The following is a 21,507-nucleotide window of genomic DNA, read 5'->3' as shown; positions in this document are numbered from 1 at the left end:
TCTGATAGTATTTTTATCGTTTTACGCTCAGGCGGATTTAACTGATTTTCGCGTTGCGACCTGGAACCTTCAGGGCGCATCCGCCACTACTGAAAGTAAATGGAATATCAATGTCCGACAATTAATTTCTGGTGAAAATGCCGTAGATATTTTAGCTGTGCAGGAGGCAGGTTCTCCGCCATCAACGGCTGTAGATACAGGTAGAGTTATTCCTTCCCCAGGCATTCCTGTCCGGGAGCTTATCTGGAACTTGTCTACAAATAGCAGACCACAGCAAGTATATATATATTTTTCTGCTGTTGATGCCTTTGGTGGAAGGGTCAATCTTGCTCTGGTTAGCAATCGGCAGGCCGATGAAGTGTTTGTTCTTCGCCCGGTAAGGCAAGGTGGGCGGCCATTGCTTGGCATACGGATTGGCAATGATGCATTTTTCACTGCACATGCGATAGCTACGCGAAACAATGACGCTCCCGCTCTTGTTGAAGAAGTCTACAGCTTCTTTCGTGACAGCCGAGACCCAGTCCACCAGGCCATTAACTGGATGATTCTTGGTGATTTTAATCGCGAACCTGATGATTTAGAGGTGAACCTTACAGTTCCTGTAAGAAATGCATCAGAAATTATTTTCCCTGCTGCACCGACACAAACGAGTCAACGAACATTAGATTATGCAGTAGCAGGAAACGCTGTGGCCTTTAGACCATTTCCGCTACAAGCAGGAATTGTATACGGAGCCAGAAGGACTCAGATGTCTTCAGACCATTACCCTGTCGGCGTTTCCAGACGATAAAAGAGGCTATCATAATGAAGAGATTAATAATTATTGTAACTATGTTGCTAATAGCCGGATGCACCTCATCACAGGAAGCAGTCAATAATCAGATAGATGAGTTAGGAAAAGAAAATAACTCTCTATTCACATTCCGCAATCTCCAAAGTGGCCTGATGCTCCATAACAGACTAGATCTGCATGGTAGAGAAATCACTGGATGGGAAGTTGTACCAGTAAAAACACCAGCTGAAGCTCTTGTTACCGATCAAAGCGGGTGGATAATGATTCGAACCCCAAATACAGACCAATGTTTAGGGACTCCTGATGGAAAAAATCTGCTAAAAATGACGTGTAATCCGACAGATAAGAAAACTCTGTTTTCTCTCATACCTTCAACAACAGGTGCGGTACAAATCAAAAGTGTTCTGTCTGGATTATGTTTCTTAGATAGTAAAAATAGCGGGTTAAGTTTTGAAACGGGGAAATGCATTGCTGACTTCAAAAAACCATTTGAAGTTGTACCACAGAGCCATTTGTGGATGTTGAATCCATTAAATACTGAATCGCCTATTATTTAATCCCATCATTGCCCGGCATTTAGTCGGGCATATAACAGAGCATGACCATAATGGGGTAAAGTTAATAGCTTCCCCCTACTTTATCTTATGTTCCAACTCACACTTGGTTATGAACCCCGGCCACTCATCAATGATTGGATACGTGAATTTTTTCCCGTCATAATTTACGGTTGCTCCACGCGCCAGCGCCTCAAGCTCCCATCGCTGCGGCCTGATACCGTTCTGAGCAAGGTCAACGCGGATACGGGTGATTTGCAATCGTTCAGACCGGGTCAGTCTGGCCGATGGTGCAATTTCATGCGGTTTTAACGGGCTTCCGTTTCTTTGCTGACGATTTGGCGTTCTCAGCCCGTGTTTTAATGCGCCCCTGAGCGCCTTCACGACCTCCGGCTCATTCCATTCGATAACACCGTCATCAACCAGATTAAGCACTGCTGCGGCGTGCTCAGAGGGTGTGGGAGCCGGTAACGAAGTATCACCACCGGTGACCTTTCCACAGTTATTGACAGGACTCCGAGGCGCGGCGATGCCGCTTTTTAAAGTCAAAGGCTCAACGACCGGCACTTTCGGCACAATGCGCCAGTCCGTGGTTCTGGTGATATGAATATGACGCGCGCCGAGATGCGGTGCGTAAATGCCGACCACTCTCTCGACCTCTTCCTCGTACTCGTTAACGTCATCCGACGGGCTACGGGCGACTCTGACAGTCTGACAATCTCGCGGAACATTTGCCCCACCCTGCGCGCTGATATACAACGCAAAATCACCACTGTCTGCGGCGGCGCGTGCAGCCTCGACGCGCTCGTCAAACTCATCAGCAATGCTGACGCCGCGAGGCAATTTGCGTAGTTCACGGTAAGCCCCCATTGTCGGCAGGCCAACCGTTTTAAATTGCGGAATGCGCCACGTTGACGCCCATGCGGTAACAGCCGCGGCAGTGTCTTTCAGCGGCCTGCCGGTATCGTTATCGAGCTGACCATCCAGTGCATAGCCGTCGATGTTTTTTGAGATGTATTTCGCGATATATCCCGCAGCACCGCCCCGGTTAAGGTGTATTGCCTGAAAACGGTTTCGCGCAGCTCCTCTTTCGTCTCCATCCTCTTTGAGCGCGTAGCGACGCATGATTTCGATAATCTGGTTACGCTGGCGTGGATTACAAAAAAGCATCATATGCCAGTGCGGCGTTCCGTCGTGGTGTGGCTCGACGACACGCAAACCGTAGACCTGTAAATCATTATCCTTGAATGCCGTGCGCATCAGGCTCCAGATACGGCAGAGATATCGCTGCGCATCCTTTGGATTAAATGCCTCATCATTCCAGCCGTGATTAAGCTGGACGGTTTTACTTTCGCCTTTTCCGACCTGACGTGTCGGGTGATACTTTGACGGCGCGGTCAGCGTGATAAACATCCCCACATCACCCTCTGCTGCGGCGTAACGCTCAATACCGGCAATGGTGTTCATCAGCTCCATCCGGCGAATTTCAGGATTAGAAATACTGCCCATCACCTTACTGATAAGGTCGATGCGCTCGCCGGTTTCCCTGTTTTCGAGATCACACGATTTAAGAAATTCCAGATTTGCCTGGCGGCGTGCACGCACATCACGAATGGCATGTTTACTGGCATAAGGAGAACGGTCTTTATTGACCTCCCCGACAGCAATCAGTAACGCCTCATGCCAGCGCATACGCTGGCCTTTAAGCTGATGGGTCCACCACTCATCGTTAAACAGACGGGCAATGGCAGAATATGCCTGCCTCGTGGTCATCTGCCCTTTACGGTATTTTTTCCAGTAGAGAGGGGAAATATTGAAAGCACGTGCAGCACCAGCAACATGACCATAGAGGTGAGCCTGCGCCTCATCCGTAAACAGCGATTCTTTTTCGCCATGCGCATCCACCCAGGCATCGCAGAGTTCCTCATACATCATGAAAAGCTGCGATGAGATACGGGCGGCAAACTTTTTCAGCTCCTTGTCATTCATCCCCGGCAGACGCGCATAATGGTCACGCTCTGCCAGAAACAGCAACGACGCGTCGGTGTTCATTTCATGGCGCTGATTCACACGCTCAATGCGCGGCCATAAACGACGCTGAAAAGTGGATGTGAGAAAATAAAACCCGTGCACCGGGCTTTTATTGCGCCGGATGTAGTCATAGCGTGAAGTAAACAGCGAGCGCAAAAAGTAAGGCAGGCGGTTAATCGTGGATAAAACACCTTGCACCTGACGCATCTCGTCACGTGTAAGGGGTCTTTCGCGCCCGACAGCCTCGCGTGGCGCGTTCCATGCATAAGCACCGGTAAACGCCTTACCGGTGCCTGCGGCAAATGCTGACGGAGGGACAAAACGCCCGGAGGCTTTAACGGCCATATGAGCCAAAAGCCTCTGAACAACGCTTGCTGAGTTGCTCAACCTGCACGTTTAAATCAGCAAAAGACTTTGCGCTTCCGGTCAGAATATCGTGATGCATCAGGCCGGAAACGAGCTGGCTTAATTTCGGGTAATAACCAACCACCGACAGCCATTCCTGACCGGCGTTTTTACCGCTTTCCGCTCTCTTTTTCTCGTGGAGAATAAACTGAAAGCTGTCACTGGTAACGACATAACGTTCGCCAATTTCAATACGAATACTCATGCCGTTCTCCGGTAATGTTTGTTTTTTGCTTCAAAGACTGACTGACAGGAAACACAACGCGTGGCTGACGGATAAGCCGCACGACGGGCAGCAGGTATTGGCGCGTCACACTCTTCGCAAACCAGCGCAGAAGCACCGCAATGTTTTACCCTTGCCGCGTTAATCTGGCGCTCCAGTAATTCAGTCTGTTGTTCCTGAATAAAATCTACGTTGTCCGGCATTATCAGCTCCTTTTATCGTTAAGTTTCCTGGATACATCAGCGCAATAACTGGCAAGTTCTGTCGTTAATTTTGTCAGTTCATCCACGGAGGAAATTTGCTTGTGGAATACAGCGCGTTTAACAAGTAAATTGACCACATCAGACAGGAGGTTTAATTCATTCTGATAAATCGCGATAACAGATTCAGTTATGTCGCGTTTTTCTTTATCAAGACCAAGTTGAATAAGAGACAAATCACCATTTTCCATAACGGCGATTTTTAAGGCGTTATTCAGTAATACAACTGAATGAGAACAGGACATCAAAGCACCTCCCCGCGAGACAATCCGATATTGTGAAATTTTTCCGACTCCTGACTGAGCAGCTCGACTATCTCCACGCGGGATAACTCCGCCTTTGTTATGTGGCGAATCATGGCGTCAAGATGAGAAGAAAAGCGCGTCGCAGCGTCGGCCTGTGCTTCGGTTCTGGCCTGTTGCAGCAGTAATGCGTATTTACCGCACTGATTTTCAGAAACTGTATGCATGACTTTCTCCAGGCAAAAAGAAGCCCCGCACGATTAAGTGCGTTAAAAACTCTGGTTAATTACTTAATGCAGATATTGCTCTGGTTTTACCGACGTCAGAATTGTCGGTGCATACTCAAACAGGCTGAATAATTCACGTAATGCACGGAATAAAGCATCACGCCAGTAACATGATTCTTCATTAATTCGCCAGTATGGCTGGTTGAATTCTTTTTCAGTCAATCCGGCATGCATAAATAAAGTACGACGCTGACTGACTGTTAAAAAACTAATATATGCATACTCACTTGCGCCAACCTGACGGCGTTTTGAGAATGCCCCACGCAATTCATCAATTGCACATACCAGTCGTTCACGTTCGACGTCGTTCATTTCTTCAAAACGCATCGTTGCGTGACGCTGTTTTAACTGCGCATGAAAGCAAACTGTTAGCCGTTCGCGCTCCATCATCTGATTATAATAATCACATGTATCCTGCCAGCGAGGAACGGCAAGATGCTTACCAATTATCCGGCGCATAGCTGCTGGCTGTTTTTCAACGAGATTGAGCGTCATCACTGTCATTTCCATACCCTCCGGCTTTTCAGAAAGGTCAGAGCCTTTTTTAACGGACTCTGTTTTTTGGTGCGGATAATGATTCCCTTACGCCCCTTACCGTGGGTGATGGTGAAGTCAATCGCCCTGGGGCTTTCGTTACGCAATAACTGAGCAATACAACGCGGCTCATTCATAATCACAACCCCATCCACAAAAGCCATGCATCACGCTGTTCAACCGGTCGGTTATAAAACGCCTCACGTACAGCGCGATTAAACTCAGGAATGAAAACCCATTTTTCACCGGCACGAGCCTTCGGTTTGCAAGGATCACGCAATTCAATAATTGGTAATTTATTTGCCTTCACCATTTCACTGACGGCTGTCTTTGGCTTCCCTAATAAATCAGCAAATTTATCCACATGAACCGCATCAAGCGGATACTGAATCACATAATTTTCAGCGTCCATATATGGTACCCTCATAGGATCCAGCCCTTTCTAAACCACTCAAAACCGTTTAGACGCTGGTTTATTCTCAAATCAATGGAACCTATATAGGTTCCAGTTTTGAGGTAATTTAGTCCCTATATAGGCACCATGTCAAATGAAATTAAGCGAAAAGATTAAGGCCTTGCGTGAGGCTGAAGGGCTAAGCCAATCAAAATTCTGTGAAATCATAGAGTTACCGCTAAGCACACTTAAAAAATATGAAGGAGGAAACTTTGAACCCGGTGGCACAGCTTTGCTAAAAATCACTATGCATCCCACATTCCAAAAATATGCTCTATGGCTTATGACAGATAAAACCGCGCCGGACGCAGGACAAATCGCACCGGCTCTCGCGCACATTGGGCCAGAGTCAACAGAGTCCAACCACTCCGCGAAAAGGATTGGCTAACTCTATATAAAGATTACATTTTCACCATTTGCTACCAAGATGGTGAATACAGCGCCGGAGGGCTTTCTTATGGCAATTAAGAAGCTCGATGATGGTCGCTATGAAGTGGACATTAGACCTCGCGGTCGCGACGGAAAACGCATCCGCAGGAAATTCGAAAGAAAAGCTGAAGCACTAGCATTTGAGCGATACACAATCGCCAATGCCAGTCAGAAAGAATGGGGAGGCCAGCGAGCAGACCGCCGGACTCTGAGTGAGTTGCTGGACATCTGGTGGAAATATCACGGGCAAAACCACGAGCATGGAACAAAAGAGTTTAATCATCTACTCAAAACCATCAGCGGCATAGGTGATATACCAGTGAGCAGGATGAGCAAAAGGGCTTTGATGGATTATCGTTCCATGCGACTACGTGATGGTATCAGTGCCGCAACGATAAACCGTGACATGTACCGATTATCCGGCATGTTCACAAAATTAATTCAATTGGATGAATTTTCCGGGCAACACCCAATTCACGGACTGCCGCCACTGGCGGAGGCCAACCCTGAAATGACGTTCCTGGAAAAAGCAGAAATCGAAAAACTGTTAAATGTTTTGGCTGGTGATGACTTACTTGTCGCGCTTTTATGTCTGAGCACTGGAGGAAGATGGACGGAAGTTGCCACGCTAAAACCAGCACAGATTACAAATTGCAGGGTTACCTTCCTGAAAACCAAAAACGGTAAAAAGCGAACTGTGCCGATTTCTGAGGAACTGGAGAAAAAAGTTAAAGAGGAGGCCAGCGCCAAATTATTCAAAGTTGATTATGAGAAATTTTGCGGGATTTTACGCAGAGTGAAACCTGATATACCACCCAATCAGGCAACCCACATCCTGCGGCATACATTCGCAAGCCATTTCATGATGAATGGGGGCAATATAATCGCACTGCAACAGATTCTGGGACATGCGAGCATTCAGCAGACGATGGCCTATGCGCACCTTGCGCCTGACTATCTGCAAAATGCCGTCGCTCTGAATCCACTAAAAGGCGGAGTGACGTTATAAATTTCCCCCTCTGAGTGTCCACATAGTGTCCACACTCAAGAAATTTTGAAACAGCTCCAAACCCTTACAGCTTTCGATAAGTACCTGTTTTTACTTTTGATTGCATGTAAGTAATTGATAAAAAAAAACCCCACATCATGTGGGGGAAGACAGGGATGGTGTCTATGGCAAGGAAAACAGGGTTTACTACTGGGAACGTGAGTTGCTACTACTCAATAGCTTCAACGATGAACTTTTTTGCCATTGCGTCACGTCACGCAACTGCTCCATTCGTTGTTGATGTTTCTCGTTTAAAACCGCTTGCTGCTCCGGCGTTAACAGGCGATACATTTGGTTGCGGACTTTTGCCATCTCAACCTGACGAGCAATTTGCTCATTCGCCATTTTTTCTGCCTGTGCGCGCACAGCGTTTTCATCAAAATTTTCTGCGGTGACAAGGCGATGCATTGTCTCCAGTTCGCTAACATTAACAGGAGGCTGTTCGTGCCGGGCCTGTTGCATAAGATCTCGCATCTGCTGACGCTGATGTTCGGTTAAACTTATGCCGTCGAACATATGGCTCTGCGTACTGCGCTGCGTAAGTTCTTCACCCGGATGCCAGTTATCGCCTGAACCGACTTCAGCAGCGTGGCTTAATGAACTGACTGCCAGCGTTGAGGCCATGACGGCAGCGGTAACTATGCGCATCATTTGCTCCCAAAATCTTTCTGTCGCGATTCAACGATAGAGAGTTTACGATTCAGGCTGCAAACATGCGTCAGGGGGTGTAAAACAACGTAAAGTCATGGATTAGCGACGTCTGATGACGTAATTTCTGCCTCGGAGGTATTTAAACAATGAATAAAATCCTGTTAGTTGATGATGACCGAGAGCTGACTTCCCTATTAAAGGAGCTGCTCGAGATGGAAGGCTTCAACGTGATTGTTGCCCACGATGGGGAACAGGCGCTTGATCTTCTGGACGACAGCATTGATTTACTTTTGCTTGACGTAATGATGCCGAAGAAAAATGGTATCGACACATTAAAAGCACTTCGCCAGACACACCAGACGCCTGTCATTATGTTGACGGCGCGCGGCAGTGAACTTGATCGCGTTCTCGGCCTTGAGCTGGGCGCAGATGACTATCTCCCGAAACCGTTTAATGATCGTGAGCTGGTGGCACGTATTCGCGCGATCCTGCGCCGTTCGCACTGGAGCGAGCAACAGCAAAACAACGACAACGGTTCACCGACACTGGAAGTTGATGCCTTAGTGCTGAATCCAGGCCGTCAGGAAGCCAGCTTCGACGGACAAACGCTGGAGTTAACCGGCACTGAGTTTACCCTGCTCTATTTGCTGGCACAGCATCTGGGTCAGGTGGTTTCCCGTGAACATTTAAGCCAGGAAGTGCTGGGCAAACGCCTGACGCCTTTCGACCGCGCTATCGATATGCACATTTCCAACCTGCGTCGTAAACTGCCGGATCGTAAAGATGGTCACCCGTGGTTTAAAACCTTGCGTGGTCGCGGCTATCTGATGGTTTCTGCTTCATGATAGGCAGCTTAACCGCGCGCATCTTCGCCATCTTCTGGCTGACGCTGGCGCTGGTGTTGATGTTGGTTTTGATGTTACCCAAGCTCGATTCACGCCAGATGACCGAGCTTCTGGATAGCGAACAGCGTCAGGGGCTGATGATTGAGCAGCATGTCGAAGCGGAGCTGGCGAACGATCCGCCCAACGATTTAATGTGGTGGCGGCGTCTGTTCCGGGCGATTGATAAGTGGGCACCGCCAGGACAGCGTTTGTTATTGGTGACCACCGAAGGCCGCGTGATCGGCGCTGAACGCAGCGAAATGCAGATCATTCGTAACTTTATTGGTCAGGCCGATAACGCCGATCATCCGCAGAAGAAAAAGTATGGCCGCGTGGAACTGGTCGGTCCGTTCTCCGTGCGTGATGGCGAAGATAATTACCAACTTTATCTGATTCGTCCGGCCAGCAGTTCTCAATCCGATTTCATTAACTTACTGTTTGACCGCCCGCTATTACTGCTGATTGTCACCATGTTGGTCAGTACGCCGCTGCTGTTGTGGTTGGCCTGGAGTCTGGCAAAACCGGCGCGTAAGCTGAAAAACGCTGCCGATGAAGTTGCCCAGGGAAACTTACGCCAGCACCCGGAACTGGAAGCGGGGCCACAGGAATTCCTTGCCGCAGGTGCCAGTTTTAACCAGATGGTCACCGCGCTGGAGCGCATGATGACCTCTCAGCAGCGTCTGCTTTCTGATATCTCTCACGAGCTGCGCACCCCGCTGACGCGTCTGCAACTGGGTACGGCGTTACTGCGCCGTCGTAGTGGTGAAAGCAAGGAACTGGAGCGTATTGAAACCGAAGCGCAACGTCTGGACAGCATGATCAACGATCTGTTGGTGATGTCCCGTAATCAGCAAAAAAACGCGCTGGTTAGCGAAACCATCAAAGCCAACCAGTTGTGGAGTGAAGTGCTGGATAACGCGGCGTTCGAAGCCGAGCAGATGGGCAAGTCGTTGACGGTTAACTTCCCGCCTGGGCCGTGGCCGCTGTACGGCAATCCGAACGCACTGGAAAGTGCGCTGGAAAACATTGTTCGTAATGCTCTGCGTTATTCCCATACGAAGATTGAAGTGGGCTTTGCGGTAGATAAAGACGGTATCACCATTACGGTGGACGACGATGGTCCTGGCGTTAGCCCGGAAGATCGCGAACAGATTTTCCGTCCGTTCTATCGGACCGATGAAGCACGCGATCGTGAATCTGGCGGTACAGGATTGGGGCTGGCGATTGTTGAAACCGCCATTCAGCAGCATCGTGGCTGGGTGAAGGCAGAAGACAGCCCGCTGGGCGGTTTACGGCTGGTGATTTGGTTGCCGCTGTATAAGCGGAGTTAAACTCCGCATTTGTAGGCAGGATAAGGCGTTTACGCCGCATCCGGCATTTGAGCAGGATGCCTGATGCGACGCTGATAGCGTCTTATCAGGCCTACACTCCGGGGGTTATTTTCCCCACAACCGGCGGGAAAAATCTTCGATCTTGCCGCTCAGTCGGCGCTTTTGCATCGTCCGCGTCCAGCTTTTCGATAACCCGGCGGCGGAGAGTAAACGGTGATATTGATCGTCATCAAACGGCATATGCCATGCGATGGCGGCAGCCTCCTGCACGGTCACATCGCTGACACGGGAAACCAACTCCAGCGGCGCGTCCGCAGACACTTTCCCTGGCGCTATCACGCTATACAACCACCCCACCTTACCTGTGTTTTGCATCAACTGCGCTATATCGCTGATATCAAAATGGTAATTGAGTTTATAGCAAGGCGAGCGCGGCTGGCTGACCTGAATTAATGCCTCTCCCCAGCGGAAAATATCGCCCATATAAACATTACTTTCCGTGAGACCGTCGGTTGAGAGATTTTCGCCAAACGCAGGCGCAACAAACAACTCCGCCTGTTCCGGAAATTCCCGCGCCCAGTAGAGATAATGCTCACGAGGATAATGACACAGCGCTCTGTCTGGTCCGCCGTGAACCTTTTTCTCCGCCTGCTCGTCACCTTCCAGCCCCAGCTCCGTCAGCATCAACTCACCATCAACCTGGATTTTGGCAATTGCGCTGGGTTTGCCTTCGGGATAAGCCTGAATCTTGCCTGTGTATACATCAACCGGATATCGCATCTGTTCCCTCTCCACGAGAAATTTCCCCATTAGACCATATTTATTTTATGTCAGGCGTGCTGTTTTCGCGGTAAGTATCCAGGCAGGAACTCAATAGCAAACCGGACGAACGTTAGTTCATCCGGCTGTGGGGATTAAGGAAGCAGGTTTATTTCACCGTACCTAAAATTTCGATTTTCGCTGCTCTGGCTTTGACTTTACGTGACCAGATAGAGGTAAGAATTGGCACCAGAATCGAAGTCACAATGACCGCCGTCGCTACCAGCGAAGTTGCTGCCGGAGCCATCGGTTTAAACGCAGGCACCATTTCTGCAATCAGCACAGGTGTCGCTACCGCGGCCCCTGCGGAACTGGAAGCGGCAATTCCGGCAGTGCCATCGCCACCGCCAATCAATTTATCGGCGATAATCAACGGAATACCGGTCACGATAATTACTGCTACACCCAACAGGATCCCCAGCAAACCAGTCTGGGCAATCACAGTCAAATCAATGGTATTGCCCAGCGCGAAGGCAAAGAATGGAATCAGCGTTTGCACCGCTTTGCTGAAAAATTCTCGTAATTCAGGGTCAAGGTTCCCCAGGGCAAAGCCCACCAGGAACGGTAATACTGCGCCGACGAAAACATGCGGTTCAAACGAGGCAATCCCTGCAGTGCCCAGAATAATCATCGTCATGAGCGGCCCGGACTCCAACGACATCAACACAATGCCCCAGCTTCTTCTTTTGTGCCGTACTGCTGCATGATGGAAGCGTAAAGTCCGCCATTGGTCATATCCATCGCCGCCACCAGCGCCAGCGTTGAAAGTCCGGCAAAGAATCCAACTTCAACACCATGTTCCGGAATAATGCGCGAGGCAATTGCCGCAACCACCCACGCGACGGCAATTTTTGTTACCACCAGCGTACCGGATTTACGCAATACCGTTCCCGTCGCGCTTAATTTTATTGACGCCCCCATGCAAAAAAACCACACCGCCAGAATGGGCACCGTACCGGTAATCATCCCGTTGGTGAATGATCCAAAATATTTCCCCGCCCCCGGCGAGAAGGTGTGGCACAGTGCGCCAAGGAATAGCGGGACGAGCATCATCCCCCCCGGGATTTTCTCAATCGAGCGTTTTATCTGCATTTCCATCACCTGTCGGCATATTTTTAAGGGCTGATGCGTCATTCCTCAATGGAGCATCAGTGTTGATGGAAACGAAGATAGACATTCATTTAATCAATAAAAGCGATCAAAACCACATCAATTGAAACACTGTTTTATTTTTATCGGATCATTGTTTTTATTTTGAAATTGATCACAAAAAAACCACCGCCGTTGGCGATGGTTCATTTTTTAAGCTGATATGCGGCCTATACGCCTCATTGCAGCAGGCGGCAAATGATTATTTTTTCGCCGCAAAACGTGCCGCTGCTTCGTCCCAGTTCACCACGTTCCAGAACTCTTTAATGTAGTCCGGACGGCGGTTCTGGAATTTCAGGTAGTAAGCATGTTCCCACACATCCAGGCCCAGAATCGGGAAGCCGGAAGCGCCAGAAATAGCTTCACCCATCAGCGGAGAATCCTGGTTAGCAGTAGAAACCACCGCCAGTTTATCGCCTTTCAGCACCAGCCATGCCCAGCCGGAACCAAAGCGGGAAGCTGCCGCTTTTTCAAATTCTGCTTTGAAGTTATCAACGGAGCCGAAGTCACGTTCGATAGCCGCTTTCAGGTCACCCTGCAGGGTGGTGCCTTTTTTCAGACCTTTCCAGAACAGGCTGTGGTTAGCGTGACCGCCAGCGTTGTTGCGCAGTACGGTTTTCTTGTCTGCTGGCAGCTGGTCCAGTTTGGTGATCAGCTCTTCAACCGGCAGGTTGGCAAATTCTGGCAGGCTTTCCAGCGCCGCGTTGGCGTTGTTTACGTAGGTCTGATGGTGTTTGGTGTGGTGGATTTCCATGGTCTGCTTATCGAAGTGCGGTTCCAGGGCATCGTAAGCATACGGCAGGGATGGCAGGGTATAGCTCATATTCATCTCCAGTATTGTCGGGCGGCCGATTGTTAATGCCGCGTAAGCAGTTGGTTCATTATAGTTAATTAAATGATATTGAAAATGATTATCAATGCCGTACTTTTCGTAAGGGTATGGTTTTGCAGGAAAATGCCCGAGATGTGAAGCAAATCACCCACTTAATGCCGTGATTGCCAGTAAATCGACAACGGCGGCAACAGGCGAAAGGTTAATCGACAGCACGATTTTTACACTCATCTCGTCGGAGATGTGAAGCGACGAAAAATGATGAGGATAAGAAGATGAGTAACGCGATTACGATGGGGATATTTTGGCATTTGATCGGCGCGGCCAGTGCAGCCTGTTTTTACGCTCCGTTCAAAAAAGTAAAAAAATGGTCATGGGAAACCATGTGGTCAGTCGGTGGGATTGTTTCGTGGATTATTCTGCCGTGGGCCATCAGCGCCCTGTTACTACCGAATTTCTGGGCGTATTACAGCTCGTTTAGTCTCTCTACGCTGCTGCCTGTTTTTCTGTTCGGCGCTATGTGGGGGATCGGTAATATCAACTATGGCCTGACCATGCGTTATCTCGGCATGTCGATGGGAATTGGCATCGCCATTGGCATTACGTTGATTGTCGGTACGCTGATGACGCCAATTATCAACGGCAATTTCGATGTGCTGATTAACACCGAAGGCGGACGCATGACGTTGCTCGGCGTTCTGGTGGCGCTGATTGGCGTAGGGATTGTAACTCGAGCCGGGCAGTTGAAAGAGCGCAAGATGGGCATTAAAGCCGAAGAGTTCAATCTGAAAAAAGGGCTGGTGCTGGCGGTGATGTGCGGCATTTTCTCTGCCGGGATGTCCTTTGCGATGAACGCCGCAAAACCGATGCATGAAGCCGCTGCCGCACTAGGCGTCGATCCACTGTATGTCGCTCTGCCAAGCTATGTCATCATCATGGGCGGCGGCGCGATCATCAACCTCGGTTTCTGTTTTATTCGTCTGGCAAAAGTGAAGGATTTGTCGCTAAAAGCCGACTTCTCGCTGGCAAAACCGCTGATCACTCACAATGTGTTACTCTCAGCACTGGGCGGGTTGATGTGGTATCTGCAATTCTTTTTCTATGCCTGGGGCCACGCCCGCATTCCGGCGCAATATGACTACATCAGTTGGATGCTGCATATGAGCTTCTATGTATTGTGCGGCGGTATCGTCGGGCTGGTGCTGAAAGAGTGGAACAATGCAGGACGCCGTCCGGTAACGGTGTTGAGCCTCGGTTGTGTGGTGATTATTGTCGCCGCTAACATCGTCGGCATCGGCATGGCGAATTAATCTTTCTGCGAATTGGGATGACGCCACTGGCTGGGCGTCATCCCGGTTTCCCGGGTAAACACCACCGAAAAATAGTTACTATCTTCAAAGCCACATTCGGTCGAAATATCACTGATTAACAGGCGGCTATGCTGGAGAAGATATTGCGCATGACACACTCTGACCTGTCGCAGATATTGATTGATGGTCATTCCAGTCTGCTGGCGAAATTGCTGACGCAAAACGCGCTCACTGCACGATGCCTCATCACAAAATTTATCCAGCGCAAAGGGACTTTTCAGGCTAGCCGCCAGCCGGGTAATCAGCTTATCCAGCAACGTTTCGCTGGATGTTGGCGGCAACGAATCACTGGTGTAACGATGGCGATTCAGCAACATCACCAACTGCCCGAACAGCAACTCAGCCATTTCGTTAGCAAACGGCACATGCTGACTACTTTCATGCTCAAGCTGACCGATAACCTGCCGCGCCTGCGCCATCCCCACGCTACCTAAGCGCCAGTGTGGTTGCCCTGCGCTGGCGCTAAATCCCGGAATCGCCCCCTGCCAGTCAAGATTCAGCTTCAGACGCTCCGGGCAATAAATAATATTCTGCAAAACCAGATCGTTAACGGAAGCGTAGGAGTGTTTATCGTCAGCATGAATGTAAAAGAGATCGCCACGGGTAATGCGATAAGGGCGATCGTTGAGTACATGCAGGCCATTACCGCGCCAGACAATCACCAGCTCACAAAAATCATGTGTATGTTCAGCAAAGACATCTTGCGGATAACGGTCAGCCACAGCGACTGCCTGCTGGTCGCTGGCAAAAAAATCATCTTTGAGAAGTTTTAACTGATGCGCCACCGTGGCTACCTCGGCCAGAGAACGAAGTTGATTATTCGCAATATGGCGTACAAATACGTTGAGAAGATTCGCGTTATTGCAGAAAACCATCCCGTCCCTGACGAATATCACGCGGTGACCAGTTAAACTCTCGGCGAAAAAGCGTCGAAAAGTGGTTACTGTCGCTGAATCCACAGCGATAGGCGATGTCAGTAACGCTGGCCTCGCTGTGGCGTAGCAGATGTCGGGCTTTCATCAGTCGCAGGCGGTTCAGGTATCGCTGAGGCGTCAGTCCCGTTTGCTGCTTAAGCTGCCGATGTAGCGTACGCAGTGAAAGAGAAAATTGATCCGCCACGGCATCCCAATTCACCTCATCGGCAAAATGGTCCTCCAGCCAGGCCAGAAGCAAGTTGAGACGTGATGCGCTGTTTTCCAGGTTCTCCTGCAAACTGCTTTTACGCAGCAAGAGCAGTAATTGCATAAACAAGATCTCGCGACTGGCGGTCGAGGGTAAATCATTTTCCCCTTCCTGCTGTTCCATCTGTGCAACCAGCTGTCGCACCTGCTGCAATACGCTGTGGTTAACGCGCCAGTGAGACGGATACTGCCCATCCAGCTCTTGTGGCAGCAACTGATTCAGCCCGGCGAGAAACTGAAATCGATCCGGCGAGCGATACAGCACATTGGTCAGACACAGATTATCGGTATGTTCATACAGATGCCGATCATGATCGCGTACGAAACAGACCGTGCCACCGGTGATGGTATAGGGCTGCCCATTAAACACATGAATACCCGTGCCATGTTCGACAATCACAATTTCATGAAAATCATGATGATGTTCAGGAAAATCCGCCTGCGGGAGCCGGGGTTCTATCGCCACGGACGCGTTACCAGACGGAAAAAAATCCACACTATGTAATACGGTCATACTGGCCTCCTGATGTCGTCAACACGGCGAAATAGTAATCACGAGGTCAGGTTCTTACCTTAAATTTTCGACGGAAAACCACGTAAAAAACGTCGATTTTTCAAGATACAGCGTGAATTTTCAGGAAATGCGGTGAGCATCACATCACCACAATGAAGCAAATTGTGAACATCATCACGTTCATCTTTCCCTGGTTGCCAATGGCCCATTTTCCTGTCAGTAACGAGAAGGTCACGAATTCAGGCGCTTTTTAGACTGGTCGTAATGAAATTCAGCAGGATCACATTATGACCTTTCGCAATTGTGTCGCCGTCGATCTCGGCGCATCCAGTGGGCGCGTGATGCTGGCGCGTTACGAGCGTGAATGCCGCAGCCTGACGCTGCGCGAAATCCATCGTTTTAAAAATGGGCTGCATAGCCAGAACGGTTATGTCACCTGGGATGTGGATAGCCTGGAAAGTGCCATTCGCCTTGGCTTAAACAAAGTGTGTGAGGAAGGGATTCGTATCGATAGCATTGGGATTGATACCTGGGGCGTGGACTTTGTGCTGCTCGACCAACAGGGTCAGCGTGTGGGCCTGCCCGTTGCTTATCGCGATAGCCGCACCAATGGCCTAATGGCGCAGGCACAGCAACAACTCGGCAAACGCGATATTTATCAACGTAGCGGCATCCAGTTTCTGCCCTTCAATACGCTTTATCAGTTGCGTGCGCTGACGGAGCAACAACCTGAACTTATTCCACACATTGCTCACGCTCTGCTGATGCCGGATTACTTCAGTTATCGCCTGACCGGCAAGATGAACTGGGAGTACACCAATGCCACCACCACACAACTGGTCAATATCAATAGCGACGACTGGGACGAGTCGCTACTGGCGTGGAGCGGGGCCAACAAAGCCTGGTTTGGTCGCCCGACGCATCCGGGTAATGTCATTGGGCACTGGATTTGCCCGCAGGGTAATGAGATTCCGGTGGTCGCCGTTGCCAGCCATGATACCGCCAGCGCGGTTATCGCCTCGCCGTTAAACGGTTCACGCGCCGCTTATCTCTCTTCTGGCACCTGGTCATTGATGGGCTTCGAAAGCCAGACGCCATTTACCAATGACACGGCGCTGGCAGCCAACATCACCAATGAAGGCGGGGCGGAAGGTCGCTATCGGGTGCTGAAAAATATTATGGGCTTATGGCTGCTTCAGCGAGTGCTTCAGGAACGGCAAATCAACGATCTCCCGGCGCTTATCGCCGCGACACAGGCACTTCCGGCCTGCCGCTTCATCATCAATCCCAATGACGATCGCTTTATTAATCCTGAGGCGATGTGCAGCGAAATTCAGGCTGCGTGTCGGGAAACGGCGCAACCGATCCCGGAAAGTGATGCTGAACTGGCGCGCTGTATTTTCGACAGTCTGGCGCTGCTGTATGCCGATGTGTTGCATGAGCTGGCGCAGCTGCGCGGTGAAGATTTCTCGCAACTGCATATTGTCGGCGGCGGCTGCCAGAACACGCTGCTCAACCAGCTATGCGCCGATGCCTGCGGTATTCGGGTGATCGCCGGGCCTGTTGAAGCCTCAACGCTCGGCAATATCGGCATCCAGTTAATGACGCTGGATGAACTCAACAATGTGGATAATTTCCGTCAGGTCGTCAGCACCACCGCGAATCTGACCACCTTTACCCCTAATCCTGACAGTGAAATTGCCCACTATGTGGCGCAGATTCACTCTACACGACAGACAAAGGAGCTTTGCGCATGACCACTCAACTGGAACAGGCCTGGGAGCTGGCGAAACAGCGTTTCGCGGCGGTGGGGATTGATGTCGAGGAGGCGCTGCGCCAACTTGATCGTTTACCCGTTTCAATGCACTGCTGGCAGGGCGATGATGTTTCCGGTTTTGAAAACCCGGAAGGTTCGCTGACCGGTGGGATTCAAGCTACTGGTAATTATCCGGGCAAAGCGCGTAATGCCAGTGAGCTACGTACCGATCTGGAACAGGCTATGCGGCTGATTCCGGGGCCGAAACGGCTTAATTTACATGCCATCTATCTGGAATCAGACACGCCAGTCTCGCGCGACCAGATCAAACCTGAGCACTTCAAAAACTGGGTTGAATGGGCGAAAGCCAATCAGCTCGGTCTGGATTTTAACCCCTCCTGTTTTTCGCATCCGCTAAGCGCCGATGGCTTTACGCTTTCCCATGCCGACGACAGCATTCGCCAGTTCTGGATTGATCACTGCAAAGCCAGCCGTCGCGTTTCGGCCTATTTTGGCGAGCAACTCGGCACACCATCGGTGATGAACATCTGGATCCCGGATGGTATGAAAGATATCACCGTTGACCGTCTCGCCCCGCGTCAGCGTCTGCTGGCAGCACTGGATGAGGTGATCAGCGAGAAGCTAAACCCTGCGCACCATATCGACGCCGTTGAGAGCAAATTGTTTGGCATTGGCGCGGAGAGCTACACGGTTGGCTCCAATGAGTTTTACCTGGGGTATGCCACCAGCCGCCAGACGGCGCTGTGCCTGGACGCCGGGCACTTCCACCCGACTGAAGTGATTTCCGACAAGATTTCCGCCGCCATGCTGTATGTGCCGCAGTTGCTGCTGCACGTCAGTCGTCCGGTTCGCTGGGACAGCGATCACGTAGTGCTGCTGGATGATGAAACCCAGGCAATTGCCAGTGAGATTGTGCGTCACGATCTGTTTGACCGGGTGCATATCGGCCTTGACTTCTTCGATGCCTCTATCAACCGCATTGCCGCGTGGGTCATTGGTACACGCAATATGAAAAAAGCCCTGCTGCGTGCGTTGCTGGAACCTACCGCTGAGCTGCGCAAGCTGGAAGCGGCGGGCGATTACACTGCGCGTCTGGCACTGCTGGAAGAGCAGAAATCGTTGCCGTGGCAGGCGGTCTGGGAAATGTATTGCCAACGTCACGATACGCCAGCAGGTAGCGAATGGCTGGAGAGCGTGCGGGCTTATGAGAAAGCGATTTTGAGCCAGCGTGGGTAAACACTGCCGGATGCGGCGCGAGCGCCTTATCCGGCCTACAGGTCGGCAACAGTTGTAGGCCTGATAAGACGCGACAGCGTCGCATCAAGCATTGATTGCCGGATGCGGCACGAGCGCCTTATCCGGCCTACGGGTCGTGCATCTGACAACACCGAATTTACAGGAACACAGAACATGCAAAACATTACCCAGTCCTGGTTTGTCCAGGGAATGATCAAAGCCACCACCGATGCCTGGCTGAAAGGCTGGGACGAGCGCAACGGCGGCAACCTGACGCTGCGCCTGGATGACGCCGATATCGCGCTTTATCACGACAACTTCCACCCACAACCGCGCTATATTCCGCTCAGCCAGCCCATGCCTTTACTGGCAAATACGCCGTTTATTGTCACCGGCTCCGGCAAATTCTTCCGTAACGTCCAGCTTGATCCTGCAGCTAACTTAGGCGTCGTAAAAGTCGACAGCGACGGCGCGGGCTACCATATTCTCTGGGGGTTAACCAACGAAGCCGTTCCCACTTCCGAACTTCCGGCTCACTTCCTTTCCCACTGCGAGCGCATTAAAGCCACCAACGGTAAAGATCGGGTGATCATGCACTGCCACGCCACCAACCTGATCGCCCTCACCTATGTACTGGAAAACGACACCGCGGTCTTTACTCGCCAACTGTGGGAAGGCAGCACCGAGTGTCTGGTAGTGTTCCCGGATGGCGTTGGCATTTTGCCGTGGATGGTGCCCGGCACGGACGAAATCGGCCAAGCGACCGCACAAGAGATGCAAAAACATTCGCTGGTGTTGTGGTCCTTCCACGGCGTCTTCGGCAGCGGGCCGACGCTGGATGAAACATTCGGTTTAATCGACACCGCAGAAAAATCAGCACAAGTATTAGTGAAGGTTTATTCGATGGGCGGCATGAAACAGACCATCAGCCGTGAAGAGTTGATAGCGCTCGGCAAGCGCTTCGGCGTTACACCACTAGCCAGTGCGCTGGCGCTGTAAGGAGCAAACATGATCCGCAAAGCCTTTGTCATGCAGGTTAACCCCGACGCCCACGAAGAGTATCAGCGTCGGCATAACCCCATCTGGCCGGAACTGGAAGCAGTGTTGAAATCTCACGGTGCGCATAACTACGCCATTTACCTCGACAAAGCGCGTAATCTGCTGTTTGCCACGGTAGAGATTGAATCTGAAGAACGGTGGAATGCGGTAGCCAGTACTGATGTTTGCCAACGTTGGTGGAAATATATGACCGATGTTATGCCCGCTAACCCGGATAACAGCCCGGTGAGTAGCGAGCTGCAAGAAGTGTTTTACCTGCCGTAATTGCCCAATGTGCCGGAGATGCCTCCGGCACAATATTTTAAATTTCGATTTGAAAAATTAAACATATTACATCTCCCGGTAAGTTATATTTCCCTGATACATTGTGAGTAAATCACAAAAATAATGAATAACCCATTAATGATTCATGTGGTTTATTTAAATAACCATTATGTGCATTACTCCGCAAATCTGACCTTTCACTCTGTCTCAAATTGTCATTGTTTACCGACATATCGCCTCTCATCACTTAATCGCTCCACCATTACAATTGATTAAAATATATTTTATGGAGTCCGATTAATGGCAGCTCTTACTGCAAGCTGTATTGACCTGAATATTCAGGGCAATGGCGCTTATTCCGTTCTGAAGCAGTTGGCGACAATAGCGTTACAAAACGGTTTTATCACCGACTCACACCAGTTCCTGCAAACCCTGCTGCTGCGCGAAAAAATGCACTCTACTGGATTTGGTTCCGGTGTCGCCGTGCCGCACGGTAAAAGCGCCTGCGTTAAACAACCGTTCGTATTATTCGCCCGCAAAGCGCAGGCTATTGACTGGAAAGCCAGCGATGGCGAAGACGTCAATTGCTGGATCTGCCTCGGCGTGCCGCAAAGCGGCGAAGAGGATCAGGTCAAAATCATCGGCACACTGTGTCGCAAAATTATCCACCAGGATTTTATTCATCAACTGCAACAGGGCGACGCCGACCAGGTGCTTGCCTTGTTAAATCAAACCCTCAGCTCATAAGGAAGTGGCGATGGAGTCATCCTTACGTATTGTCGCGATCACCAACTGCCCCGCCGGGATCGCTCACACCTACATGGTGGCGGAAGCCCTGGAACAGAAAGCCCGTTCTCTCGGCCATACCATAAAAGTGGAAACTCAAGGGTCCAGTGGCGTTGAAAACCGCTTATCCAGCGAAGAGATTGCCGCTGCCGATTACGTCATTCTCGCTACCGGGCGTGGCCTGAGCGGTGATGATCGCGCGCGGTTTGCCGGGAAGAAAGTTTATGAGATTGCCATCTCCCAGGCGTTGAAAAATATCGACCAGATATTCAGCGAATTACCGACAAACTCGCAGCTTTTTGCCGCAGATAGCGGCGTGAAGCTTGGCAAACAGGAAGTGCAAAGCGGCAGCGTGATGAGCCACCTGATGGCGGGCGTCTCTGCGGCGCTGCCG

The 21,507-nt window shown here is 50.5% G+C and carries 25 protein-coding genes and 1 pseudogene; 13 read left to right on the top strand and 13 right to left on the bottom strand.

Translation table 11 applies throughout. From position 1 onward, the window contains the following. Window position 1: 1 nt before the first annotated feature. Both cdtB and cdtC read left to right on the top strand, forming a co-directional pair. On the top strand, window positions 2-790 hold the full coding sequence (cdtB, locus tag E0D98_RS11830; RefSeq protein WP_131890649.1) for a cytolethal distending toxin type III/V nuclease subunit CdtB: 789 nt from the start codon (window positions 2-4) through the stop codon (window positions 788-790). A gap of 14 nt (window positions 791-804) precedes the next feature. Continuing rightward, window positions 805-1,350, top strand: a complete 546-nt coding sequence (gene cdtC, locus E0D98_RS11825; RefSeq protein WP_050877214.1) for a cytolethal distending toxin type V subunit CdtC — start codon at window positions 805-807, stop codon at window positions 1,348-1,350. 75 nt (window positions 1,351-1,425) lie between these two features. On the opposite strand, the gene E0D98_RS11820 is transcribed toward cdtC, so the two are convergent. The 7 genes from E0D98_RS11820 to E0D98_RS11790 all read right to left on the bottom strand — a co-directional run bounded on the left by E0D98_RS11820 (window position 1,426) and on the right by E0D98_RS11790 (window position 5,741). Then, window positions 1,426-3,723, bottom strand: a complete 2,298-nt coding sequence (locus E0D98_RS11820; RefSeq protein ID WP_050877213.1) for a replication endonuclease — start codon at window positions 3,721-3,723, stop codon at window positions 1,426-1,428. Further along, the gene (locus E0D98_RS11815; RefSeq protein WP_000027673.1) at window positions 3,713-3,988 is read right to left on the bottom strand and encodes a DUF5405 family protein; all 276 of its coding nucleotides are present in this window, start codon (window positions 3,986-3,988) and stop codon (window positions 3,713-3,715) included. Before E0D98_RS11815 ends, E0D98_RS11820 begins: the two co-directional genes overlap by 11 nt. Continuing rightward, window positions 3,985-4,209, bottom strand: coding sequence for a TraR/DksA C4-type zinc finger protein (locus E0D98_RS11810; protein ID WP_001113277.1), 225 nt, complete (start codon window positions 4,207-4,209; stop codon window positions 3,985-3,987). The genes E0D98_RS11815 and E0D98_RS11810 overlap by 4 nt, the downstream gene beginning before the upstream one ends. A gap of 2 nt (window positions 4,210-4,211) precedes the next feature. Next, on the bottom strand, window positions 4,212-4,511 hold the full coding sequence (locus E0D98_RS11805) for a DUF5405 family protein (RefSeq protein ID WP_001277894.1): 300 nt from the start codon (window positions 4,509-4,511) through the stop codon (window positions 4,212-4,214). Beyond that, window positions 4,511-4,735, bottom strand: coding sequence for a DUF2732 family protein (locus tag E0D98_RS11800; protein ID WP_000557703.1), 225 nt, complete (start codon window positions 4,733-4,735; stop codon window positions 4,511-4,513). The genes E0D98_RS11805 and E0D98_RS11800 overlap by 1 nt, the downstream gene beginning before the upstream one ends. Before the next feature lie 63 nt (window positions 4,736-4,798). Continuing rightward, window positions 4,799-5,299 carry a hypothetical protein gene (locus E0D98_RS11795; RefSeq protein ID WP_000217670.1) on the bottom strand — a complete coding sequence of 167 codons (501 nt, stop codon included), beginning with the start codon at window positions 5,297-5,299 and terminating at the stop codon, window positions 4,799-4,801. 169 nt (window positions 5,300-5,468) lie between these two features. Continuing rightward, window positions 5,469-5,741 carry a Cox family DNA-binding protein gene (locus tag E0D98_RS11790; protein WP_001308179.1) on the bottom strand — a complete coding sequence of 91 codons (273 nt, stop codon included), beginning with the start codon at window positions 5,739-5,741 and terminating at the stop codon, window positions 5,469-5,471. Between the two features lie 136 nt (window positions 5,742-5,877). On the opposite strand from E0D98_RS11790, the gene E0D98_RS11785 reads away from it, so the two are divergent. Next, complete coding sequence (locus tag E0D98_RS11785) at window positions 5,878-6,171, top strand: helix-turn-helix domain-containing protein (protein ID WP_000777029.1); 294 nt, start codon at window positions 5,878-5,880, stop codon at window positions 6,169-6,171. 69 nt (window positions 6,172-6,240) lie between these two features. After that, window positions 6,241-7,221, top strand: coding sequence for a tyrosine-type recombinase/integrase (locus E0D98_RS11780; protein WP_000985246.1), 981 nt, complete (start codon window positions 6,241-6,243; stop codon window positions 7,219-7,221). 186 nt (window positions 7,222-7,407) lie between these two features. On the opposite strand, the gene cpxP is transcribed toward E0D98_RS11780, so the two are convergent. Then, window positions 7,408-7,908, bottom strand: coding sequence for a cell-envelope stress modulator CpxP (cpxP, locus tag E0D98_RS11775; RefSeq protein WP_001223800.1), 501 nt, complete (start codon window positions 7,906-7,908; stop codon window positions 7,408-7,410). 149 nt (window positions 7,909-8,057) lie between these two features. Here cpxP and cpxR point away from each other — a divergent pair, with 149 nt between their 5' ends. Next, window positions 8,058-8,756 (top strand): envelope stress response regulator transcription factor CpxR, encoded by a 699-nt coding sequence (cpxR, locus tag E0D98_RS11770; RefSeq protein WP_001033722.1) that lies wholly within the window; start codon window positions 8,058-8,060, stop codon window positions 8,754-8,756. After that, window positions 8,753-10,126: an envelope stress sensor histidine kinase CpxA gene (cpxA, locus tag E0D98_RS11765; protein ID WP_000580417.1), complete on the top strand. Its 1,374-nt coding sequence runs from the start codon at window positions 8,753-8,755 to the stop codon at window positions 10,124-10,126. The genes cpxR and cpxA overlap by 4 nt, the downstream gene beginning before the upstream one ends. Before the next feature lie 105 nt (window positions 10,127-10,231). Here cpxA and yiiM read toward each other — a convergent pair whose 3' ends face one another. The 3 genes and pseudogenes from yiiM to sodA form a co-directional block, all read right to left on the bottom strand. Continuing rightward, window positions 10,232-10,906 carry a 6-hydroxyaminopurine reductase gene (gene yiiM / locus E0D98_RS11760; RefSeq protein WP_001270260.1) on the bottom strand — a complete coding sequence of 225 codons (675 nt, stop codon included), beginning with the start codon at window positions 10,904-10,906 and terminating at the stop codon, window positions 10,232-10,234. Between the two features lie 148 nt (window positions 10,907-11,054). Next, window positions 11,055-12,037, bottom strand: a pseudogene (kdgT, locus tag E0D98_RS11755) (2-keto-3-deoxygluconate transporter). A 259-nt stretch (window positions 12,038-12,296) separates the two neighbouring features. Beyond that, window positions 12,297-12,917 carry a superoxide dismutase [Mn] gene (gene sodA / locus E0D98_RS11750; RefSeq protein ID WP_001297064.1) on the bottom strand — a complete coding sequence of 207 codons (621 nt, stop codon included), beginning with the start codon at window positions 12,915-12,917 and terminating at the stop codon, window positions 12,297-12,299. 284 nt (window positions 12,918-13,201) lie between these two features. Here sodA and rhaT point away from each other — a divergent pair, with 284 nt between their 5' ends. Next, window positions 13,202-14,236: an L-rhamnose/proton symporter RhaT gene (rhaT, locus tag E0D98_RS11745; protein ID WP_000063504.1), complete on the top strand. Its 1,035-nt coding sequence runs from the start codon at window positions 13,202-13,204 to the stop codon at window positions 14,234-14,236. On the opposite strand, the gene rhaR is transcribed toward rhaT, so the two are convergent. Together rhaR and rhaS are read right to left on the bottom strand one after the other, a co-directional pair. Then, complete coding sequence (gene rhaR, locus E0D98_RS11740) at window positions 14,233-15,081, bottom strand: HTH-type transcriptional activator RhaR (protein ID WP_050877230.1); 849 nt, start codon at window positions 15,079-15,081, stop codon at window positions 14,233-14,235. The genes rhaT and rhaR overlap by 4 nt on opposite strands. A 73-nt stretch (window positions 15,082-15,154) precedes the next feature. Continuing rightward, window positions 15,155-15,991, bottom strand: a complete 837-nt coding sequence (rhaS, locus tag E0D98_RS11735) for an HTH-type transcriptional activator RhaS (protein WP_000217137.1) — start codon at window positions 15,989-15,991, stop codon at window positions 15,155-15,157. Between the two features lie 287 nt (window positions 15,992-16,278). On the opposite strand from rhaS, the gene rhaB reads away from it, so the two are divergent. From rhaB to E0D98_RS11705, 6 genes are all read left to right on the top strand, one after another. After that, window positions 16,279-17,748 carry a rhamnulokinase gene (gene rhaB, locus E0D98_RS11730; protein WP_000144043.1) on the top strand — a complete coding sequence of 490 codons (1,470 nt, stop codon included), beginning with the start codon at window positions 16,279-16,281 and terminating at the stop codon, window positions 17,746-17,748. After that, the gene (rhaA, locus tag E0D98_RS11725; RefSeq protein ID WP_000211512.1) at window positions 17,745-19,004 is read left to right on the top strand and encodes an L-rhamnose isomerase; all 1,260 of its coding nucleotides are present in this window, start codon (window positions 17,745-17,747) and stop codon (window positions 19,002-19,004) included. The genes rhaB and rhaA overlap by 4 nt, the downstream gene beginning before the upstream one ends. A 174-nt stretch (window positions 19,005-19,178) precedes the next feature. Beyond that, window positions 19,179-20,003, top strand: a complete 825-nt coding sequence (rhaD, locus tag E0D98_RS11720) for a rhamnulose-1-phosphate aldolase (protein ID WP_001179723.1) — start codon at window positions 19,179-19,181, stop codon at window positions 20,001-20,003. Window positions 20,004-20,012: 9 nt separating this feature from the next. Beyond that, entirely contained in the window at window positions 20,013-20,327 is a 315-nt protein-coding gene (gene rhaM / locus E0D98_RS11715; protein WP_000619503.1) for an L-rhamnose mutarotase, read from the top strand. Window positions 20,328-20,627: 300 nt separating this feature from the next. Further along, complete coding sequence (locus E0D98_RS11710) at window positions 20,628-21,074, top strand: PTS fructose transporter subunit IIA (protein ID WP_000729597.1); 447 nt, start codon at window positions 20,628-20,630, stop codon at window positions 21,072-21,074. A 10-nt stretch (window positions 21,075-21,084) separates the two neighbouring features. Beyond that, on the top strand, window positions 21,085-21,507 hold a 423-nt coding region (locus E0D98_RS11705; RefSeq protein WP_214018759.1), incomplete at its 3' end, for a fructose PTS transporter subunit IIB.

Source organism: Escherichia sp. KCJ4928, assembly GCF_004352695.1.
Lineage (GTDB): Bacteria > Pseudomonadota > Gammaproteobacteria > Enterobacterales > Enterobacteriaceae > ECMA0423.
This window is presented reverse-complemented; position numbering and strand designations above follow the sequence as displayed.

Excerpts from the sequence above, each read along its gene's own strand:
- E0D98_RS11820 (WP_050877213.1), bottom strand. The coding sequence starts at position 3,723 with ATGGCCGTTAAAGCCTCCGGGCGTTTTGTCCCTCCGTCAGCATTTGCC.
- rhaD (WP_001179723.1), top strand. The coding sequence starts at position 19,179 with ATGCAAAACATTACCCAGTCCTGGTTTGTCCAGGGAATGATCAAAGCC.
- rhaS (WP_000217137.1), bottom strand. The coding sequence starts at position 15,991 with ATGACCGTATTACATAGTGTGGATTTTTTTCCGTCTGGTAACGCGTCC.
- rhaA (WP_000211512.1), top strand. The coding sequence starts at position 17,745 with ATGACCACTCAACTGGAACAGGCCTGGGAGCTGGCGAAACAGCGTTTC.
- cpxA (WP_000580417.1), top strand. The coding sequence starts at position 8,753 with ATGATAGGCAGCTTAACCGCGCGCATCTTCGCCATCTTCTGGCTGACG.
- E0D98_RS11800 (WP_000557703.1), bottom strand. The coding sequence starts at position 4,735 with ATGCATACAGTTTCTGAAAATCAGTGCGGTAAATACGCATTACTGCTG.
- E0D98_RS11780 (WP_000985246.1), top strand. The coding sequence starts at position 6,241 with ATGGCAATTAAGAAGCTCGATGATGGTCGCTATGAAGTGGACATTAGA.
- cpxR (WP_001033722.1), top strand. The coding sequence starts at position 8,058 with ATGAATAAAATCCTGTTAGTTGATGATGACCGAGAGCTGACTTCCCTA.
- E0D98_RS11815 (WP_000027673.1), bottom strand. The coding sequence starts at position 3,988 with ATGAGTATTCGTATTGAAATTGGCGAACGTTATGTCGTTACCAGTGAC.
- rhaB (WP_000144043.1), top strand. The coding sequence starts at position 16,279 with ATGACCTTTCGCAATTGTGTCGCCGTCGATCTCGGCGCATCCAGTGGG.
- rhaT (WP_000063504.1), top strand. The coding sequence starts at position 13,202 with ATGAGTAACGCGATTACGATGGGGATATTTTGGCATTTGATCGGCGCG.
- E0D98_RS11790 (WP_001308179.1), bottom strand. The coding sequence starts at position 5,741 with ATGGACGCTGAAAATTATGTGATTCAGTATCCGCTTGATGCGGTTCAT.
- cdtC (WP_050877214.1), top strand. The coding sequence starts at position 805 with ATGAAGAGATTAATAATTATTGTAACTATGTTGCTAATAGCCGGATGC.
- yiiM (WP_001270260.1), bottom strand. The coding sequence starts at position 10,906 with ATGCGATATCCGGTTGATGTATACACAGGCAAGATTCAGGCTTATCCC.
- E0D98_RS11785 (WP_000777029.1), top strand. The coding sequence starts at position 5,878 with ATGAAATTAAGCGAAAAGATTAAGGCCTTGCGTGAGGCTGAAGGGCTA.
- E0D98_RS11710 (WP_000729597.1), top strand. The coding sequence starts at position 20,628 with ATGGCAGCTCTTACTGCAAGCTGTATTGACCTGAATATTCAGGGCAAT.
- E0D98_RS11795 (WP_000217670.1), bottom strand. The coding sequence starts at position 5,299 with ATGACAGTGATGACGCTCAATCTCGTTGAAAAACAGCCAGCAGCTATG.
- rhaM (WP_000619503.1), top strand. The coding sequence starts at position 20,013 with ATGATCCGCAAAGCCTTTGTCATGCAGGTTAACCCCGACGCCCACGAA.
- E0D98_RS11810 (WP_001113277.1), bottom strand. The coding sequence starts at position 4,209 with ATGCCGGACAACGTAGATTTTATTCAGGAACAACAGACTGAATTACTG.
- cpxP (WP_001223800.1), bottom strand. The coding sequence starts at position 7,908 with ATGCGCATAGTTACCGCTGCCGTCATGGCCTCAACGCTGGCAGTCAGT.
- E0D98_RS11805 (WP_001277894.1), bottom strand. The coding sequence starts at position 4,511 with ATGTCCTGTTCTCATTCAGTTGTATTACTGAATAACGCCTTAAAAATC.
- sodA (WP_001297064.1), bottom strand. The coding sequence starts at position 12,917 with ATGAGCTATACCCTGCCATCCCTGCCGTATGCTTACGATGCCCTGGAA.